General features: G+C 66.2%; 18 protein-coding genes. 10 read left to right on the forward strand and 8 right to left on the reverse strand.

Annotated elements, in window-relative coordinates; translation table 11 throughout:
* The first annotated feature begins 146 nt into the window (after positions 1-146).
* Genes ASF79_RS05130 through ASF79_RS05140 form a run of 3 tightly spaced genes read left to right on the forward strand, consistent with a single transcriptional unit; the run spans position 147 to position 2,972 of the window.
* Entirely contained in the window at positions 147-620 is a 474-nt protein-coding gene (locus tag ASF79_RS05130) for an FMN-binding protein (RefSeq protein WP_055774610.1), read from the forward strand.
* The gene (locus ASF79_RS05135) at positions 607-1,467 is read left to right on the forward strand and encodes an FAD:protein FMN transferase (RefSeq protein ID WP_055852534.1); all 861 of its coding nucleotides are present in this window, start codon (positions 607-609) and stop codon (positions 1,465-1,467) included. The genes ASF79_RS05130 and ASF79_RS05135 overlap by 14 nt, the downstream gene beginning before the upstream one ends.
* Complete coding sequence (locus ASF79_RS05140) at positions 1,467-2,972, forward strand: FAD-dependent oxidoreductase (RefSeq protein WP_055852537.1); 1,506 nt, start codon at positions 1,467-1,469, stop codon at positions 2,970-2,972. Before ASF79_RS05135 ends, ASF79_RS05140 begins: the two co-directional genes overlap by 1 nt.
* Here ASF79_RS05140 and ASF79_RS05145 read toward each other — a convergent pair whose 3' ends face one another.
* The 3 genes from ASF79_RS05145 to ASF79_RS05155 form a co-directional block, all read right to left on the reverse strand.
* A complete protein-coding gene (locus tag ASF79_RS05145; RefSeq protein WP_156366164.1) occupies positions 2,973-3,773 on the reverse strand; it encodes a hypothetical protein in 801 nt (266 codons plus the stop codon). It lies immediately after the preceding gene.
* Between the two features lie 76 nt (positions 3,774-3,849).
* Positions 3,850-4,071 carry a hypothetical protein gene (locus tag ASF79_RS05150; RefSeq protein WP_055852538.1) on the reverse strand — a complete coding sequence of 74 codons (222 nt, stop codon included), beginning with the start codon at positions 4,069-4,071 and terminating at the stop codon, positions 3,850-3,852.
* Between the two features lie 78 nt (positions 4,072-4,149).
* Positions 4,150-5,121 carry an aldo/keto reductase gene (locus ASF79_RS05155; protein WP_055853172.1) on the reverse strand — a complete coding sequence of 324 codons (972 nt, stop codon included), beginning with the start codon at positions 5,119-5,121 and terminating at the stop codon, positions 4,150-4,152.
* Between the two features lie 247 nt (positions 5,122-5,368).
* Here ASF79_RS05155 and ASF79_RS05160 point away from each other — a divergent pair, with 247 nt between their 5' ends.
* The 4 genes from ASF79_RS05160 (at position 5,369) to ASF79_RS05175 (ending at position 8,768) form a co-directional block, all read left to right on the forward strand.
* Positions 5,369-5,920, forward strand: coding sequence for a single-stranded DNA-binding protein (locus ASF79_RS05160; protein WP_055852541.1), 552 nt, complete (start codon positions 5,369-5,371; stop codon positions 5,918-5,920).
* Positions 5,921-6,024: 104 nt separating this feature from the next.
* Positions 6,025-6,549, forward strand: coding sequence for a DUF6993 domain-containing protein (locus tag ASF79_RS05165; protein WP_235500637.1), 525 nt, complete (start codon positions 6,025-6,027; stop codon positions 6,547-6,549).
* Between the two features lie 39 nt (positions 6,550-6,588).
* Positions 6,589-8,271, forward strand: a complete 1,683-nt coding sequence (gene ettA / locus ASF79_RS05170; RefSeq protein WP_044442898.1) for an energy-dependent translational throttle protein EttA — start codon at positions 6,589-6,591, stop codon at positions 8,269-8,271.
* Positions 8,272-8,282: 11 nt separating this feature from the next.
* Positions 8,283-8,768 carry an acyl-CoA thioesterase gene (locus tag ASF79_RS05175; RefSeq protein ID WP_055774592.1) on the forward strand — a complete coding sequence of 162 codons (486 nt, stop codon included), beginning with the start codon at positions 8,283-8,285 and terminating at the stop codon, positions 8,766-8,768.
* Here the strand turns inward: ASF79_RS05175 and ASF79_RS05180 are convergent.
* Positions 8,749-9,645 carry an acyl-CoA thioesterase gene (locus tag ASF79_RS05180; protein ID WP_055853174.1) on the reverse strand — a complete coding sequence of 299 codons (897 nt, stop codon included), beginning with the start codon at positions 9,643-9,645 and terminating at the stop codon, positions 8,749-8,751. The genes ASF79_RS05175 and ASF79_RS05180 overlap by 20 nt on opposite strands.
* A gap of 47 nt (positions 9,646-9,692) precedes the next feature.
* Here ASF79_RS05180 and ASF79_RS05185 point away from each other — a divergent pair, with 47 nt between their 5' ends.
* Positions 9,693-10,349 (forward strand): hypothetical protein, encoded by a 657-nt coding sequence (locus ASF79_RS05185; RefSeq protein WP_055852545.1) that lies wholly within the window; start codon positions 9,693-9,695, stop codon positions 10,347-10,349.
* 18 nt (positions 10,350-10,367) lie between these two features.
* On the opposite strand, the gene ASF79_RS05190 is transcribed toward ASF79_RS05185, so the two are convergent.
* The 4 genes from ASF79_RS05190 to pepN form a co-directional block, all read right to left on the reverse strand.
* A complete protein-coding gene (locus tag ASF79_RS05190; RefSeq protein WP_055852548.1) occupies positions 10,368-12,023 on the reverse strand; it encodes an FAD-binding dehydrogenase in 1,656 nt (551 codons plus the stop codon).
* A 43-nt stretch (positions 12,024-12,066) separates the two neighbouring features.
* A complete protein-coding gene (locus ASF79_RS05195) occupies positions 12,067-12,510 on the reverse strand; it encodes a globin (RefSeq protein WP_082495682.1) in 444 nt (147 codons plus the stop codon).
* Position 12,511: 1 nt separating this feature from the next.
* Entirely contained in the window at positions 12,512-13,549 is a 1,038-nt protein-coding gene (locus ASF79_RS05200; protein WP_082465818.1) for a mechanosensitive ion channel family protein, read from the reverse strand.
* Positions 13,550-13,620: 71 nt separating this feature from the next.
* Positions 13,621-16,170: an aminopeptidase N gene (gene pepN / locus ASF79_RS05205; protein WP_055852550.1), complete on the reverse strand. Its 2,550-nt coding sequence runs from the start codon at positions 16,168-16,170 to the stop codon at positions 13,621-13,623.
* A 111-nt stretch (positions 16,171-16,281) separates the two neighbouring features.
* Here pepN and ASF79_RS05210 point away from each other — a divergent pair, with 111 nt between their 5' ends.
* A complete protein-coding gene (locus ASF79_RS05210) occupies positions 16,282-16,773 on the forward strand; it encodes a ribose-5-phosphate isomerase (protein WP_055852553.1) in 492 nt (163 codons plus the stop codon).
* 3 nt (positions 16,774-16,776) lie between these two features.
* Entirely contained in the window at positions 16,777-17,763 is a 987-nt protein-coding gene (locus ASF79_RS05215; protein WP_055852556.1) for an Fpg/Nei family DNA glycosylase, read from the forward strand.
* Positions 17,764-17,773 lie beyond the last annotated feature (10 nt).

Raw genomic sequence — 17,773 nt, forward strand, 5'->3', positions numbered from 1 at the left:
GAATGACGATGAGAAGCCCTCAATAGTTGTCGCTTCAACTATTCCCAGTGTTTCCACAGTTCCTCCCAAGTACTTGCAGCAGTGACGCCCCTATGGTCATAGGCGTACTAACTTGCCAGTACGCATCCCGACTGATGGAGAGAACCATGATCACCCGCCACCAGAAAACCGCTGTCACCGCCCTCGCCGGACTCTCGCTCCTCGGTGTGGTCACCGGCTGCTCCACCGGAGCAGGATCGTCCGACTCCGGCAGCACTCCCGCCGCGACACTCCAGAGCACGAGCGACGCAGCCCCCGCCACGTCCGCCCCCGCCGGATCGTCCGCCTACAAAGACGGCGAGTACAAGGCCGAAGGCGAATACACCTCTCCCGGTGGCAAAGAGACCGTCGGCGTCTCGCTGACTCTCGCCGGAGACAAGGTCACCGCCGTCACCGTCACTCCCGAATCGACCAACCCCAACGGCAAGAAGTACCAGGGCGAGTTCGCCGATGGCATCGCCGCCGAGGTCGTGGGCAAGAGCCTCAACGAGCTCAAGGTGTCGAAGGTGGCCGGTTCCTCACTGACCAGCGGCGGTTTCAACGATGCCGTCGACAAGATCAAGGCCGATGCCGGCGTCTAGTCTCCGCTTCACCGGAATCGGGACGACCTGGCAGATCGACACCGACGACGACCTCCCTGAGGCGGTCGCCGAGCGAGTGCGAGGCCGGGTCGAGGAGTTCGATCGCGCGTACTCCCGGTTCCGATCCGACTCCCTGGTGGCGTCTCTTGCACGAGAGGCCGGCTCGGTCGAGTTCCCGTCGGATTCGGTCGATCTCTTCGACCTCTACGACAGGCTCGACGAGATCAGCGGGGGAGCGGTGACACCCCTGGTGGGCCGCTCCCTCGAGCACCTCGGCTACGACAGTCGGTACAGCCTCACCGCTCAGGCGGGCCGAGTCGTGCCGACCAGATGGTCGGAGGCCGTGAGCCGGAGCGGCACCGCCGTGACCACGACGGAACCCACGGTCATCGATGTCGGAGCGGCCGGAAAGGGCTACCTCGTCGATCTGGTGGCCGACGTGCTCAGACAGTCAGACATCACGGACTTCGTCATCGACGCCAGTGGAGATCTGGTGAGCAGGGGAGAGCCCCTCCGCGTAGGCCTCGAGCATCCGTTCGACCCCAGCAAAGCGATCGGGGTCGTGACCATCGAGAACGAGTCGCTCTGCGCATCCGGGTCGAATCGCCGGGTGTGGGGAGCGGGTCTGCACCATATTCTCGACGGACGCACCGGCTCGCCGACCTCCGACATCATCGCCACATGGGCGATCGCTCCCACCGGTCTGCTGGCCGATGGGCTCGCCACAGCCCTGTTCTTCGTGCAGCCCGCGCGGCTCGCCGAGCATTTCGAATTCGATTGGGTGCGCATGCACTCCTCCGGCATCGCCGAACGATCCCGCACACTGCGGGGAGAGGTCTTCTCCTGATGGCTCGACTGGATGCCCTGCTGGGCAAGCTTCAGATGTACCGGCTCGTCAGCCTCGTGCTGGCGGCGATCGCTCTGGTGGCGATCGTCGAGAGTCTCGTCGGCGTTCTGGGGTTCCCGCCTCTCGCGCTGCTCGCGACTCTGGCCACCGTGCTGGTCTCCTGCGTCGTGGCCAACCGTGTGATGGCCCTGCTGTTCCGCGTGAGGCCGCACACGGAGTCGTCGATCATCACCGCGCTCCTGCTGTTCTTCCTGTTCTTTCCCACGACCGATGGAACAGACCTGCTCTCGGTTGCGCTCGTGTCCGCCATCGCCGTGGCGTCGAAATACGTGCTCGCCTGGAGGCGGCGTCATATCTTCAACCCGGCCGCCGTCGGCGCGCTGATCATCGGGTTCACCGGCCTCAACGCATCGGTGTGGTGGGTCGGAACGCCCGTGCTCCTGCCCGTCGTCGCGATCGGTGCGCTGCTCGTGCTCTATCGCACACGTCAGCTGCCCATGGGACTCACCTTCATCGGGATCGCCACGGTCGCCGTGGTCATCGTCCAATCGTCGTTCGGCCTTACGGTGCCCGACGCTCTGATCTACGCGATCGGGTCGTCACCGCTCATCTTCCTCGCCGGCTTCATGCTGAGCGAACCGCTCACGCTGCCACCGCGACTGTGGCAGAGAATCGCTCTCGCGGCCGTCGTGGCGCTGCTCTTCTCCATCCCGTTCTCGTTCGGTCCGATTCACGGCAGCCCCGAGCTCGCCCTCGTGGTGGGCAACCTGCTCGCCTTCCTTGCAGGGCAGCGTCGTGGACTTTCGCTCTCGTTCGAGCGCTCTGTTCAGCTCACGCCGTCGATGACCGAATTCGTCTTCTCGACGAAGCACCCGGTCTCGTTCCGCGCCGGACAGTACATGGAGCTGTCGATCCCGCACGCGGGCGTCGACTCGTCGGGAACCCGGCGCGTGTTCAGCATTGCATCGGCGCCGAGCAACCCCCACGAGGTGCGCTTCGGTGTGCGGATGGGCGAGTCGACCTCGAGCTTCAAGCGGGCTCTGGCCTCGTTGAAGCCCTCGCAATCCGTGCGGGCGAACCTGGTCGCGGGTGACTTTCTTCTGCCCTCAGACCCGAATCGACCGGTGCTGCTCGTCGCGGGCGGAATCGGAATCACACCGTTCATCAGCCAGCTGCAGCATGACTCGGCCGAGGGCACGCAGCGTGACCTGGTTCTCGTCTACGCCATCCGCGGGCACGAGGAGTTCGCCTACGCCGACGAGTTGAAGCGGCTGGGAGTGCGCGTCGTTCTTCTCGCGCCGTCCGCACCCGAGCAGCTGCCCGAGGGGTGGAGCTACGCGGGATCCGGGCGTCTGACGAAAGACGTGTTCGAGCAGCATGTGCCCGACGCCCGGCAGAGGACGGCCTTCGTCTCGGGACCGCCGCGCCTGGTCGGCGCCGCTCGCTCCGAGCTGAAGCGCCTGCGCGTGCGCCGCGTCGTCACCGACGCGTTCTCGGGCTACTGATCAGTCGTTCTCGGATGCGCGACGCGGCGGGAATGCGTTGATCGGGGGCGGCGTCTCGCCGTCTTCGCGGGACCCCACGTGACGCTGCACCGCGTTCACGTTCGCGAGAACGCGCTGGGTCTCCTCGCGGGTCGCCCGCTGTTCGGGCGTCTCGACAGGCGATTCGACGGATGAGACGGGCGCGGCAGGGGCGGCGGCCGGGGTGATGACGGTGGTCGCCTCGAGCTCGGGCTGGCTGTGCTGCTCGTGGTGCTGCTGCGCCACCCAGGCCTCCTGCTGTCGAGCGAGGTGCTTCTCGGCATCCTCGTCCTCGACGCTCCAGCGGTCGAGATCGGACTGGAAGGTCTTGCGGCTGCGGCCCGGACGTTCCTGCCATTCGATGAGACGATCGCGGAATTCGATGACCGCGGGTTGGACCTCGTAGCCGAAGGTGGCCGAATTGCGGCGCATGTCTGCGAGCGAGTGAGCAGCCCAGTCGGCAGCGACGGCAGCACCCTTGATGGGCAGCAGACGGATCTGGATATCGGCCTGACCCACCGCGCGGTCGGACATGATCTGCTCCTGCGGCGTCAATGAATTCCACACGGACGCCTGCTGTGCGGAGTCGACCAGCGATGCGATCGCCGCCACCTTGAGCTCTCGATCGTGTTTGGCCAGAAGCCGTTTGATCGAGCCGCTCGCGATCCATGCGCCGACGATTGCGGCGACGATGATCGCCACTGCCGGCAGAACGATGCCGGACACGACGAAACGCCCGTTGCTCGAAGCGAACCAGTCTGCGATGTTGTTCCACCATTCCATGAGCCGAAGACTACGTCGTCGGTCGACGGCATGACGGTGCGACGAGCCGAGTAGAGTTCGATTCGTGATCTGCGGATTACGCGAAGCAGGCCCGAGCGCTCTCGAGAGACCAGAAGTCACCGATGTCGACGAGTCGTGTCGTGTTCGACACGAGGCGACGGGCGGTGAACTGGTGCCCCCCGGCCGCTCGCGCCTCTTCGATGTAGCCCAGGACGTGCCCCGCAGGATGAACCACTCGCCAGAAGCCCGGACGCAGAGCGATGAAAGATGCGGCTGATGTCGTGGGTGTGGTGATCATGGCTGCTCCTGTCTGCGTGACGGCTACGACTTCTCTCGTCGTGAGAAAAGGCTAGGAGCAGCCACCGACAGTGCGGGGTCAGAGCCCGGTGCCGTGCACCGCGAGCGGTTCGATGAGCGTGAGTTCCGCCTCGGACAGGGGCTCCGCGCGCAGAGCATCCAGATTCTGGTCGAGCTGGTCGACGCTGGACGCGCCGATGATCGCGCTGGTCACCTGGGGCTGCCGAAGCACCCACGTGAGTGCGAGTTGGGCCAGCGTCTGGCCCCTGTCCTTCGCGATCGAGTCGAGGGCGCGTGCCCGCGACAGATAACTGTCGTCGATCCGTGACTCGGGCAGGAACCTGCTGGTCGCGGCGCGTGACCCATCGGGGACGGTTCCGGTCAGGTATCGGTCTGTCAGCAGACCCTGCGCGAGAGGCGAGAAGACGATACCGCCCATACCGAGCTCGTCGAGCACGGGCAGCAGGCCGTCTTCTTCGATGTGCCTGTCGAACATGGAATAGCGAGGCTGGTGGATGAGGAGGGGGACACGATGCTCGGCCAGCGCGGCATGCATGCGACGCGTGTCCTCCGCGCCGTAGTTGGAGACACCGACGTACAGGGCCTTGCCCTGCGCAACCGCCGCTGCGAGGGCTGCGGCGGTCTCTTCGATCGGCGTCTCGGGGTCGGGCCGGTGGTGATAGAAGATGTCGACGTAGTCGAGCCCGAGCCGCGCGAGGCTCTGGTCGAGGGACGCGAGCAGGTACTTGCGTGATCCGAAATCGCCGTACGGCCCCGGCCACATGTCATAGCCGGCCTTCGAGGAGATGATCAACTCGTCACGATAGGGGCTGAGGTCGTCGGCGAGGATGCGACCGAAGTTGGTCTCCGCAGATCCGTAAGGCGGCCCGTAGTTGTTGGCGAGATCGAAGTGCGTGACTCCACGGTCGAAGGCGCGGCGCACGATGTCGCGTTGCGTTTGCAGGGGCTTGGTGTCTCCGAAGTTGTGCCAGAGGCCCAACGACAGGGCGGGGAGCTTGAGTCCGCTCCGCCCTGTTCGGTTGTACTGCATCGATTCGTATCGGCTGTCATCGGCGCTGTAGATCACGCATCAACCGTAGAGCACCAGCACGGCGCGGAGCGATACGGCCTCTCCTCCTCCTCCGAGTGCTGTCGTCGAGCGCTGTGCACAGATGCCGGCGGCTCGGCCCCGCACCCCGCCCTCGGCGACGAGTCTGGTGCAACCGGCGCGAGTCCGGAATCAACTGGCACGAGTGCCGGTCTCGCGCCGGCCAACCGACCGACTGAAGGAGAATGACGTGACAGACACCGTGACGCTGGCAGGCGTCGTAGCGACAAAGCCCGAGAACGTGCGAACCAGCACAGGCCTGACGGTCACCAATTTCCGTCTGGCCTCGAGCCAACGACGATTCGACCGCGCGACATCGACGTGGATCGAGGGCGACACCAACTGGTACACCGTCAACGCGTACCGCTGGATGGCGAACAACGTCGCCAACTCGCTCGAGATCGGCAACCATGTCGTGCTCACGGGCAGATTGCGGGTGCGCAACTGGACGAGTGGCGACAAACGCGGCACGGCGATCGAGGTCGACGTCGACTCCGTCGGCCACGACCTCGCATTCGGCGTCTCCCATTTCACTCGGCTGAAGGCTGCCGTGCCCGTCGACCAGCAGGGCGCTCCGAGTGTCGACGACGTTGAGCCAGATCCTCTGGGGTCTGGGGCTCACGGCGATACGAACGACATCTGGTCGTCGCCCGTCGGCGATGTCGATCTTCCGCACGATTCAGAGGAGTCGGTGCCCGACGCGCAAGACGAGGGCTCCAAGACGGAAAAGGTGCCGTTCTAGCCCGCTCGATGGATCGGCGAATCGACCTCGCCGTTGTCGCCCACCCGAGGCCCTCACCTAGAATCGGTGAGGGCACACGGGGGACACAGCGAGAAGAGGGCATCGTGACGCGTAGAGCGACTGACGGCAACGGCATACGGCGACGTCGAGCGACCCTGGTCGCGGTGATCGCGACCGCATCGTTGGCTCTGGTTCTGACCGGCTGCGTGGCCGAACCCGCGCCGACCTCGACCTCGAGCTCCTCCGACCCGACATCGTCTGAGTCGCCGACGCCGACGCCGACGGATGCGCCGCCCCCCGCTCTCGTTCCCAACGGCACTGCCGCCGAGAACAAGCCGTTCTTCGACTACCTGAACAACCAGGCCATCACGGCGGCGGGCGGACAGCCCGATGGCCCCGCGTTCATCAACTCCCTCCGCGCGGGCGGTTTCGCCGTCGAGACCATGGAGTTGACGCCGGACATCACGACCGTGGGCGTCAAGGCTGACTCGGTGCAGTTCTCGGTGCACGCGCCCGATGCCTGTCTGATCGGGCAGTGGGGCGCGGTCGGCGGCTACACCAGCATCATCGCGGCGCCGCTTGCGACCGGCAAGTGCTTCGTCGGCCAGACTCGTCCTATCGACTTCTGAGCCGAGGAAGTGAGGCCGAAGAGACCATAGACTGGTCGAATGGCCGAATATATCTACTCGATGGTCCGCGCCCGCAAGGCCGTGGGAGACAAGCTCATCCTCGACGACGTCACGATGGCGTTCCTGCCGGGGGCGAAGATCGGTGTCGTCGGCCCTAACGGAGCCGGCAAGTCGACGATCCTCAAGATCATGGCCGGACTCGACACGCCGTCGAACGGCGAAGCCAGGCTGACTCCCGGTTTCAGCGTGGGAATCCTCATGCAGGAGCCGGAGCTCGACGAGTCGAAGACCGTGCTCGAGAACGTTCAGGAGGGTGTCGGCCCGATCAAGCAGAAGGTCGACCGCTTCAACGAGATCGGCCTCGCCATGGCGGAGCCCGACGCAGACTTCGACGCGCTCCTCGCCGAGATGGGCACGCTGCAAGAGGAGATCGACGCGGCCGACGCGTGGGACCTCGACTCCCAGCTCGAGCAGGCGATGGATGCGCTCCGCACGCCGCCCGGCGACTACAGCGTCTCGAACCTCTCCGGTGGTGAGAAGCGTCGTGTGGCGCTCACGAAGCTTCTGCTGCAGAAGCCCGACCTTTTGCTCCTCGATGAGCCCACCAACCACCTCGACGCCGAAAGTGTTCTCTGGCTCGAGCAGCACCTCGCCAAGTATCCCGGCGCCGTTCTCGCCGTGACTCACGACCGGTACTTCCTCGACCACGTCGCCGAGTGGATCGCCGAAGTCGACCGCGGAAAGCTCTATCCCTACGAGGGCAACTACTCGACGTACCTCGAGAAGAAGCAGGAGCGACTGCAGGTTCAGGGCAAGAAAGACGCCAAGCTGGCCAAGAGGCTCTCCAGCGAACTCGAATGGGTTCGCTCGAACGCCAAGGGCCGCCAGGTCAAGTCCAAGGCTCGTCTCGCCCGCTACGAGGAGATGGCGGCCGAGGCGGAGAAGACGCGCAAACTCGACTTCGAAGAGCTCGTCATTCCCGTCGGTCCGCGTCTGGGATCTCAGGTCATCGACGCGAAAGACCTCAAGAAGGGCTTCGGCGATCGAGTGCTGATCGACGGCCTCAGCTTCACCCTGCCGCGCAACGGCATCGTCGGCGTGATCGGCCCGAACGGCGTCGGCAAGTCCACGCTCTTCAAGACCATCACGGGAATCGAGCCTCTCGACTCGGGCAATCTGAAGATCGGTGAGACGGTCGACATCTCGTACGTCGACCAGGATCGCGGCGGCATCGACCCGCAGAAGACGCTCTGGGAGGTCGTGTCCGACGGACAGGACTACATCCAGGTCGGCAAGACGGAGATCCCGTCGCGTGGCTACGTCTCGCAGTTCGGATTCAAGGGTCCGGATCAGCAGAAGAAGGCGGGCGTGCTCTCCGGTGGTGAGCGCAACCGCCTGAACCTCGCGCTCACCCTCAAGCAGGGCGGCAACCTGCTGCTGCTCGACGAACCGACGAACGACCTCGATGTCGAGACGCTGTCGAGCCTCGAGAACGCCCTCCTCGAGTTCCCCGGATGCGCCGTGGTGATCACACACGACCGGTGGTTCCTCGACCGCATCGCCACCCACATCCTCGCCTATGAAGGCACCGAGGAGGCCCCGTCGAACTGGCACTGGTTCGAGGGTAACTTCGAGTCCTACGAGCAGAACAAGATCGAGCGACTGGGCCCGGACGCGGCGAAGCCCAACCGTTCGGCGTATCGCAAGCTCACACGCGACTAGTCGAGGTCGCGATGCGCCTGCACGTTCCCATCCGCCTGCGCTGGTCCGATCTCGACGCCTACGGCCACGTCAACAACGCCGAGATGCTGCGCCTCCTCGAGGAGGCGCGCATCGAGGCGTTCTGGATGCCCGATCCGGGAGCGGCGGAGTCGGCAGCCGGGGGATCCACAGCGGTGCTCGACGGGCGCCCTGGCTCTGACACGTTGACACTGATCGCGCGGCAGGAGATCGAGTATCTCGCTCCCGTGCCGTATCTGAGGCAACCCGTCGACATCCAGCTCTGGATCGGCCGGCTCGGCGGGGCGAGTCTCGAGGTCTGCTACGAGGTGCGCAGTCCTGTCGGGGTCGAACCGAACGTGCTGTTCACGCGTGCGACGACGACGATCGTGCTGGTCGACGCGGCGACGCAGAGGCCGCGCCGCATCAACGACATCGAGCGCGCGGCGTGGGAGCCCTACCTCGACGCGCCCGTCGAATTCACGAAGCGCGCCCGCTAGGCGGAACCCGCACCATGCCCTCCTGGGCCACGCTGGCGAGCAGTACTCCGTCGCGCGAGTAGATGCGCCCCAGAGAGAGACCACGGCCTCCCTGGCCGCTCGGCGTCTCCTGAACGTAGAGGATCCATTCGTCGACCCGGCCGAACCGATGCCACCACATGGCGTGGTCGAGGCTGGCCGTCTTCAGCCCCGGGGTCACCCACGCGATACCGTGGCGGCGATAGATGGGTTCGAGGATCGTGTAGTCGCTGGCGTAGGCGAGCGCCGCGCGGTGCAGATTCGGGTCGTCCGGCAGGCTACCCAGCGTCTTCATCCACACGGCCTGGTGGCCCACGGGCTGCCCCTCGACAGAGAGGTAGATCGGCGAGTCGATGTGTCGCATGTCGAAGGGCCGCTCGTTCGCCCAGAAGCGCGCCACAGGGTGATCGATACCTTCCAGCCGCTCGGCCGTGCTCGGGATGTCTTCGGGAGCAGGGATCGACTCGGGCATGTCGATCTGGTGCTCGAGGCCGTCGTCCTCCGTCTGGAACGAGGCGATGAGGGACAGGATCGGCGTTCCATCCTGATAGGCCTGCGTGCGACGGGTGGCGAACGAGCGACCGTCGTGGATGCGATCGACGGCGAAGGTGATGGGCTTGTCGATGTTGCCGGGCCTCAAGAAGTAGCCGTGCATCGAGTGCACGATCCTGTCTTCGTCGACCGTGCGCATCGCCGCGGTGATCGACTGCGCAAGCACCTGACCGCCGAACACGCGGCCCTGCGGCATCCACTGCGACGGGCCGGTGAAGATGTCCTCGTTCGTGCGGGCACCCGTGTCGGTGAGGTCCAACGCCGTGAGGAGTCCCTCCAATGGCGTAGCACGGATCTTCTCGGTCATGCTGCCTCCCATATTGGCGTTCCCAGTGAAGTAGTTTAGACAGCGAGATGGTTCAGTCATTCGCCCTTGTCGATTCGCCCTCGCTCGGCGACCTCAAAGTGTTCCTCGGTCGTTCGGCACGGCTCGATCAGGGCGGCGTGCGACTCATCGGAGGATCCGGCGTGCTCGCCGTGTACGCGCCGGTGCTGCACCCCCGCGGCCTCCTCGACAACGCGCCCACCGTGCTCGGCCTCCGCACGTTCGCGCTCGCCGAGAGTGCGTCGTTCGACGTCGTGGTCTCGGCCCGACAGCTTCTCGATCGCTTGGCTCTTCTCTCGGTGACCGTCAACCTCGACGACGGCCCCATCGGAGTGCTCATCCCGCCGCCCGAATCGTCGCCGGCCTGGGTCGGTATCTCTCCGCCCCGCGGCGGGTGGACGGCTGCCGGCGAGGTCGCCGCGCCCGTGCTCGAGGCCGCCGCCCGCAACGGTGTGGCCGAGGTCGCCGAGGCCCTGCCGAAAGACGCCGGCGAGCAGCTCGTGCACAAGGTTCGTGCCGAGGTCTGGGGTCGCGCGATTCCGGATGTCGCTCCGCCGATTCCCGCGGGCGTCGGTCTCGCCGCCGACAGCCTGGGCTTCCTGCGCACCGACGAACCCGCACGCATCCTCGTCTCGGGCGCCTGGACCCGCGTCTCGACCCGACGCGGCCACGTCCTCACGAGGTGACCCGCCTCACGAGGTGACTCAGAGCTGGGACGCGACGGCGCGCCCGGCAGCTCGGCCCGAGAAAAGGCAGCCGCCGAGGAACGTTCCCTCGAGCGAGCGGTACCCGTGCATGCCCCCGCCGCCGAACCCACTCGCCTCGCCCGCCGCGTAGAGGCCGGCGATCGCCCGGCCCTGCGCATCCAACGCCTGACCGAGCAGATTCGTCTCGATGCCGCCGAGGCTCTTTCGTGTGAGAGTGTGCAGTTTCACGGCGATGAGAGGTCCGGCTTCCGGGTCGAGCAGGCGATGAGGGCTGGCGACGCGGATGAGCTTGTCGCCCCGATATCGTCGGGCTCCGCGGATCGCGGTGAGTTGCGCATCCTTGGTGAAGTCGTTCGCGACCTCTCGGTCGCGCGCCAACACCTCGCTCTCGACCAGACCCGCGTCGAGCACACCGGTCGGTGACAGCCTCTGCATCGACTCGATCAGTTCGGGAAGAGTGGCGGCGACCGCGAAGTCGACACCCTTCTTCTTGAAGGCCTCGACGGGCCCAGGGGCTCCGGGAGCCACTCGCTTCGCGAGCAGCCGCAGATCCTTGCCGGTGAGGTCGGGGTTCTGCTCGCTTCCCGACAGGGCGAACTCCTTCTCGATGATCTTCTGGGTGAGCACGAACCAGCTGTGGTCGTATCCCGTCGTTCGCAGGTACTCGAGGGTGCCGAGCGTATCGAACCCGGGAAAGAGAGGCACGGGGAGGCGGCGCCCGGTCGCGTCGAGCCACAGAGACGACGGGCCGGGCAGAATCCGGATGCCGTGCGACGGCCAGACGGGATCCCAGTTGGTGATTCCCTCGGTGTAATGCCACATGCGGTCGCCGTTGATGAGGTGAGCGCCGACGTTCTCGGAGATCGCGAGCATCCGCCCGTCGACATGGGCGGGAACGCCGGAGAGCATCGTCGCCGGGGGAGTGCCGAGGCGCGCGGGCCAGTTCGTGCGTACGAGATCGTGGTTGCCGCCGATGCCGCCGCTGGTCACGATGACGGCCTCGGCCTCCAGCTCGAAGTCGCCGACCACGTCGCGCGAGCTGGATGCGCCCCGCACCGCATCGTCGTCGGCCAGGATTGCGCCGCGAACCCCGACGACCGAACCGTGTCGCGTGACGAGCTCGTCGACGCGGTGCCGGTGCAGCATCGTGACCAGCCCCCGGGCGATCCCCTCGTGGAGTATGCGCACGAAGGGAGCCAGCACTCCTGGCCCCGTGCCCCAGACGATGTGAAAACGGGGCACGCTGTTCCCGTGGCCGTTGGCCGTGTAGCCGCCGCGCTCCGCCCACCCGACCACGGGAAAGAATCGCACGCCCAGGCTGTGCAGCCAGGCGCGTTTCTCGCCGGCGGCGAAGTCGAGGTAGGCCTCGGCCCAGCGCCTCGGCCAGGCGTCCTCCTCGCGGTCGAAGCCCGCGCTTCCGAACCAGTCCTGGCGCGCCAACTCGGGCGAGTCATGCACGCCGAGGCGACGCTGCTCGGGGGAGTCGACGAGAAAGAGCCCGCCGAACGACCACCACGCCTGTCCGCCGAGCGAGGCCGCGGGCTCCTGCTCGACGATGGTGACGTGACGGCCCGCCCCGATGAGTTCGGACGCAGCGACGAGGCCGGCCAGCCCCGCACCCACGATGATCGCTCCGGTGCTGTTCGATGACATCAAGACTCCTTCGTCTCTCATGCTCCGGCGCGGAACCGCCCGGCTACTCCTCGAAGGTGTTCACCATCGCATGGGCCGCCCTGTCGAGGTATCCCCAGAGCGTAGCGTCCTGCAGCGGAGGAAGCTCAAGAGTGTCGACCGCTGCCCGCATGTGGGTCAGCCACCGGTCGCGAGCATCGGGGTTCACCTTGAAAGGCATGTGGCGCATGCGCAGCCTCGGGTGGCCGCGTTCTTCGCTGTAGGTACCCGGACCGCCCCAGTACTGCTCGAGAAATCCCGTGAGGCGCTGGATGGCACCCTCGTGGTCTTGCTCGGGGTACATCTCGACGAGCACGGGGTCGGTTGCGACTCCGTCGTAGAAGGCGCGCACGAGCTTCTCGAAGGTGGCTCGCCCCCCGACCTCGTCGTAGAACGAGCGGGCGAGGGCCGAGTCGCCGTTCTGCGAGACACGCAGCGTGATCGGCGACGGCTCAGAGGGAATCGACATGTCAGCTATCCGTCTTCTTCGGGGCCCGAGGAGGTCGAGGCCCCGTCTCTCCGGACTTGGTGGTGTTCTCATCGACGCTGGTGGTGAGGGGAACCGGTTTGGTCTTCGGCGTGCGAGCTCCGGACACACTGGCGGCGCCTTCGAAGCCCGAGAGCACGATGCTGTTGAGGGCGGGAAGCCGCACATCCATCTCGTCGAGTGCTCGTTTCAGGCGCATCCGCAGTTCGCGGGCGACCGTGTCTTTCGACGAGGTGCGGGTCTTGACGACGAGCCGGATCACGAGGGCCTCGGCCGAGATCGACTCCAACCCCCAGATCTCCGGCTTCTCCATGATGAGGCTGCGGTACTTGGGGTTGGACGCGAGGGCCGTGGCGGTCTCGAGCATCTTCTTCTGCACCTCGTCGACATCGGTGTCGTAGGGCACGGCGAGGTCGATGATGACGCGCGCCCAGCCCTGAGACATGTTGCCGACGCGCAGGATCTCTCCGTTGCGCACGAACCAGAGGGTTCCGTTCACATCGCGCACCTGCGTGACACGGATGCCCACGGCCTCGACCACACCCGTGGCCGGACCGAGATCGACGACATCACCGACCCCGAGCTGGTCCTCCATCACCATGAACAGGCCGTTCAGCACGTCCTTGACGATGTTCTGCGCACCGAATCCGAGTCCGGCACCGAGGGCCGCCGTCAGGATCGCGAGCGAGCCGATGATGTTCGGATCGATCGTGGTGACGACGAGAATCAGCGTGACGACGACCACGGTCACGTTGACGATATTCGTCAGCACGGTTCCGAGGGTGCGGGTGCGCTGCACGACCCGCACCGCGGCCAGAGGCGACGCGATGAGAGCCTGCGTGTCCTGCACGTTCTGCTTCTTCTTGACGCCGGAGACGACCTGCTGCACGACGCGTTTGATCACGAAGATCATCAGCGCGCGTATCGCGAAAGCGAGCGCGATGATGATCACGATGTTAATCGGTTTGCCCCACACGACCATGAAGTCGTTGAAGCCGGCCCAGAATGCGTTCCAATCCATATTCACGTCACTCTATCGATGGCGTCTCAGTACCGGCTGAAGGGCACCCCGCTCGAGGTGCCCTTCATCTCTCAGTCCGCGTCGCGCGCCTGTGCCGCGATCGCACGATCGACGCCGGCCAGGTTCTCGACGACGAGGCGGCGCAGCGCCGGGGGCTGCTCCACGTTCGCATCGAGCCACGCCTGGGTCGCGTCGCGCAACTCCTGGTTCGCCAGCGCTGCCGGGTACAGACCGGTGATCAGCGACGACGAGATGCCGTAACTGCGGGTCTCCCAGATGCTGACCAGGGCGTCGAAGTACTTGGCCACGAACGGCTCGAGGAGCGCCGTGTCGTGAGCGCGCTGGAAGCCGAGGGCCGTGGCGCGCACGATGGCGTTCGGAGCCTCGTCGGTGTCGATGAGTGAGGCCCAGGCGGCATTCTTGCCCTCCGCGGTGGGGATGGCGGCCGAGGCGTGAGCGGCCGACTGCGCACCGGATGCCGTGTTGTCGTTCTCGAGAGCCTGATCGATCTCGGTCTGGCCGGCCTTGCCTCCGGCGACGAGCGCGATCAGCAGCTCCCAGCGCAGATCGGTGTCGATCTCGAGGCCGTCGAGTGCAACCTCGCCATTGCGCAGCTGGGCGACGGTCGCGAGCTGATCCTCGGTCGAAGCCAGGGCGGCGAAGAAGCGAACGAACTGGAACTGCGCGTCACTTCCCGCCTCGGCGGCCTGGGCGAGCGACCACAGCTCGTCGGCTGCGACCTCGATGACCTCGCCCCGAGCATCCGCAGCGATGTAGCTCGTGCTGGTGAGCACGAGCTGATTCAGCGCGGTGCGCAGCGTGGTGCTCTCGGTCTCTGTCGCGACGTTGCCCAGCACCAGGCGCACGAAGTCGCGTCCCCGTGTCTCGGCGTCGCGGGTCGAGTCCCAGGCGGATCCCCATAGGATGGCGCGGGCGAGCGGGCTCGTCACGGCGGCGAGGCTCTCGGCGGCGACAGCCAGCGACGCCTCGTCGAGGCGCACCTTGGCGTAGGCCAGGTCGTCGTCGTTGAGCAGAACGAGGTCGGGGCGACGCTCGCCGACGAGTTCGCCGACCTCCGTGCGCTCGCCGTCGACGTCGAGTTCGACCCGCTTCGTGCGCACGAGCGCATCGCCGTCGAAGGAGTAGAAACCGATCGCGAGACGGTGCGGCCTGATCGTGGGGTACTCGGCGATCGCTGTCTGCAGCACGGAGAACGACGTGATCGTGCCGTTCTCGTCTGTCGTGATCTCGGGGCGCAGCGTGTTGACGCCGGCGGTCTCGAGCCATAGCTTCGACCACTCGCCGAGGTCGCGGCCGCTCGTGGCCTCGAGCTCGGTCAGCAGGTCGACGAGCTCGGTGTTGCCGAACGCGTGAGCGTCGAAGTAACGGGCCACGCCGGCCATGAACTCTGTCTGACCGACCCAGGCCACGAGCTGCTTCAGCACCGATGCGCCCTTGGCGTAGGTGATGCCGTCGAAGTTGACCTGCACGTCTTCGAGGTCGTTGATGGTCGCCACGATGGGGTGGGTCGAGGGCAGCTGATCCTGACGGTAGGCCCAGCTCTTCTCGGTCGAGGCGAACGTGGCCCAGGCCTCGGTCCACTCGGTCGCGTCGGCGGTGGCCAGTGTCGACATGTACTCGGCGAACGACTCGTTGAGCCACAGGTCGTTCCACCAGCGCATGGTGACGAGGTCGCCGAACCACATGTGGGCGAGCTCGTGAAGTACGGTGACGACCCGGCGCTCGCGCACGGCGTCGGTGACCTTGGATCGGAAGACGTAGGTCTCGGTGAAGGTGACCGCACCGGCGTTCTCCATCGCGCCCGCGTTGAACTCGGGCACGAAGAGCTGGTCGTACTTGTCGAACGGGTAGGGGTAGGCGAACTGCGTCTCGTAGAACTCGAAGCCCTGGCGGGTCTTCTCGAAGATGTAGTCGGCGTCCATGTACTGCGAGAGCGAGGCGCGCGAGAAGACGCCGAGGGGGATAACACGGCCGTCGCTCGACGTCAGCTCGCTGCGCTCCACCACGTAGGGGCCCGCGATGAGGGCCGTGATGTACGACGAGATGCGGGGCGTGGGCTCGAAGGCCCAGGTCGCGGAGTCGGTTCCCTCGACGGCGACGGGCTCGGGGGTCGGCTGGTTCGACACCATCTGCCAGTAGGCGGGTGCGGTGACGGTGAAGGCGAACGTGGCCTTGAGGTCGGGCTGCTCGAACACCGCGAACATGCGGCGCGAGTCGGGCACCTCGAACTGGCTGTAGAGGTAGACCTCGCCGTCGACGGGATCGACGAAGCGGTGCAGGCCCTCGCCGGTGTTGGTGTATTCGGCGTCGGCGTCGATGACGAGCACGTTGTCGTCGGCCAGATCGTCGAGCTGGATGCGCACGCCGTCGTTCACGGCAGAGACATCGAGCGACCGGTCGTTCAGCGTGACCGAGTGCACCGAGCGCGTGATGGCGTCGATGAAGGTCGACGCGCCTGCGGTGGCGCTGAAGCGGACGGTCGTCGTCGACCGGAACGTCTCGGCCCCCTGGGTGAGGTCGAGGACCACGTCGTAGCTCGAGACGCTGACGATGGCGGCGCGTTCCTGCGCTTCGACGCGGGTGAGGTTTTCTCCAGGCACTGGTGACTTCTTTCGTACTCGTATGAGTTCTGGGCGCGCGGGCTCGTGACCCGCCGCGCGTGACCGTACCAGCCTATCTGCGCCACCGCCCGGCCTCAGTAAACTCATCCCATGCGCATCCATATCGCCACGGATCATGCCGGGCTCGATTTCTCCCAGACCATCCAGGAGCACCTCGCATCCCTCGGGCATGACGTGATCGACCACGGACCGACGAGCTACGACCCCATCGACGACTACCCCTCGTTCTGCATCAATGCGGCTCAGGCCGTCGTGCGTGATCAGCAGGCCGGCATCCAGGCTCTCGGTGTGGTCTTCGGCGGCTCGGGCAACGGTGAGCAGATCGCGGCGAACAAGGTCACCGGCGTGCGCGCAGCGCTCGTCTGGAACCACTCGACCGCCGTACTCGCCCGCCAGCACAACGACGCCAACGTCATCTCGATCGGCGCCCGCCAGCACACCGTCGACGAGGCCATGGGCCTGATCGACGCCTTCGTGGCCGAGCCCTTCTCGCTCGAAGAGAGGCACGTGCGGCGCATCGCGCAGCTCGCGGAGTACGAGGCCACGGGCGCCATCGCCGGGCACGTCGTCGACCCGGCCTGAGTCATGCCCGAGGGACATTCCGTACATCGCATCACCCGCCAATTCGCGCGCAACTTCGTGGGTCGCCGCATCGAATCCTGGTCTCCGCAGGGCCGTTTCGCCGAGGGCGCCGCCATTCTCGACGGGCGCACGATGACCGACGCGAAGGCCGTCGGAAAGCAGATGTTCCTGGAGTTCGACGGCGAGGTCTGGCTGCGCGTGCATCTCGGCATCTACGGCGCCTGGGACTTCGCGGGAGACATCACACGCGACGACACCATCGCGGCGGCGAGCGGCCGCATGGGTCAGACGAACCAACGCGGAACCATCGTCGACGCCGATGGGGAGGACTCCCTCTCGAGCATCGGCGCTCCACGACGGGCCCGGCTGCGCATGTCGGAGCAGGAGCAGTTCGGCGACGAGATCACCGAATGGCCTCCCGCGCCGGTGGGTGCGGTGCGCGTGCGCCTGCTGACAGACACTGCCGTGGCCGACCTGCGCGGGCCGACCGCGTGCGAGATTCTGGATGCGGCCCAGGTCGCCGCGGTGATTGCGAAGGCCGGGCCGGATCCGCTTCTCGAGACCACGGCGAAGGCCCGCCGTGCGGCCGAAGACCGTTTCACTGCCGCCGTGCGCAAGAAGCCGACGCCGATCGGGCTGTTGCTCATGGACCAGTCGGTCGTGAGCGGTATCGGCAACGTCTACCGGGCGGAGCTGCTGTTCCGTGCCCGCCTCAACCCGCACACGCCGGGAAAGGTCGTGCCGGAGGACACGGTTCGCGAGCTCTGGAAGGACTGGACCAAACTCCTCACCATCGGCGTCGAGACCGGTCAGATGATGACGATGGACAAGCTCTCCAAGACCGACTACGACAAGGCGCTCGCGAAACGCGAAGACCGGCACTGGGTCTACAAGCGCGACGGTCTTCCGTGTCGCGTCTGCGGCACGAACATCGTGCTCGAGATCATGGGTGGCAGAAAACTGTACTGGTGCCCGAAAGATCAGGCGTGACATGAGACAG

It is taken from the genome of Agreia sp. Leaf335, assembly GCF_001423605.1.
GTDB lineage: Bacteria > Actinomycetota > Actinomycetes > Actinomycetales > Microbacteriaceae > Agreia.